Consider the following 1191-nt stretch of genomic DNA (forward strand, 5'->3'; position numbering starts at 1 on the left):
TAAGCTGCTACGCAGCTTGATTTAATAAACGGCATTGCCTTTGTTTTTAATTTTACGATTCCAATTAATGATTAGTTCTCCTTCATTTAATAATTTATGTAATAACTCTTCTAACTGCTCAACGGATTCAAATAGTCGATGAGCTATATATTCTTTTGCTGAATGCCAGACCAGTTCAATTAAATTGAAGTCCGGGCTGTAAGCAGGTAAAAACTCTAACCTAATATTGGGCATTTCTGCCTCTATTTTTTCTAAAATCTCTTTCTTTTTATGAAAACTGGCATTGTCTAAAATTACTACTACTTTTGGCCCCGTCTCTAAAAAGTCTTCGGCTGATTTTCCTGACTCTACCCATTCTTCAATAATCCCATTATGGAAAGCCTTAATTTGTTGATAAAAGGTTTCTGATTCTCCTTTATTAATCACAAAATTTATTCTTTTTTTATCCGTATATCTTAACCCTCCCATTAGATTTACTCTTCCTTTCCTTCTTTGTCCTGTTACTTTTTTTCGGCTTCCCTTTTTTCCCCACGTTTTTCGCCTTATTACTCTTAAGCTAAATCCGACTTCATCCCAAAACCAGACTTGCAGCCGTTCTGGGGATTCTTCTGCTATCTTTAAATACTCTAACAGTTTCTCTTTAAATGCTTTCCTCTGCACCGGATTTTGTTTATCCTCTAAGCTATACTTGGCCCAGAGGTAAACGTACTTTTTTCTTTCTAATATTCTCCTGACTTGAGAGCCACTCAACTTAATTCCTGTTGCTTGCTCTAAATATGTTGCTAATCTATTACTTGTCCATCTTCCAAATTCATATCCATATTCTGATGGCTCTTTTTCTACTACTTCTAGTAATACTTCTTCATATTCAGGAGTGGCTTTCCGAAAGTTTCCTTGGCTTCTTCCATCTATAAAGCTCTCCATTTTATCGGGATCACCATGAACAGCCCAGTACGCTACTGTTGGATAGGAAATTTCTAAAAATTTCGCTATCTCTTGATACGTTTTTCCTTCATTCATTAATAATAAAATTAAAACTCTTTCTCTAATTTGAGCATTTTTATTTTCTCTCATTTCTTTCAGCAATCTTTCTTTTTGCCCTTTAGATAGATGATTTTTCGCTGGCATTTGGGACTATCTCCGTTGAAACGCTTAATTTTCTATTATACAATCAAGCTGCGTAGCAGCTTA

1 protein-coding gene is annotated in these 1191 nt (G+C 34.9%); it reads right to left on the minus strand.

Going from position 1 to position 1191, the window contains the following annotated elements; all coding sequences use genetic code 11:
- Nucleotides 1-21: 21 nt before the first annotated feature.
- On the minus strand, nt 22-1128 hold the full coding sequence (locus tag IQ236_RS27535) for an IS630 family transposase (RefSeq protein ID WP_193872422.1): 1107 nt from the start codon (nt 1126-1128) through the stop codon (nt 22-24).
- Nucleotides 1129-1191 lie beyond the last annotated feature (63 nt).

This window comes from Planktothrix mougeotii LEGE 06226, from assembly GCF_015207485.1.
Taxonomy (GTDB): domain Bacteria; phylum Cyanobacteriota; class Cyanobacteriia; order Cyanobacteriales; family Microcoleaceae; genus Planktothrix.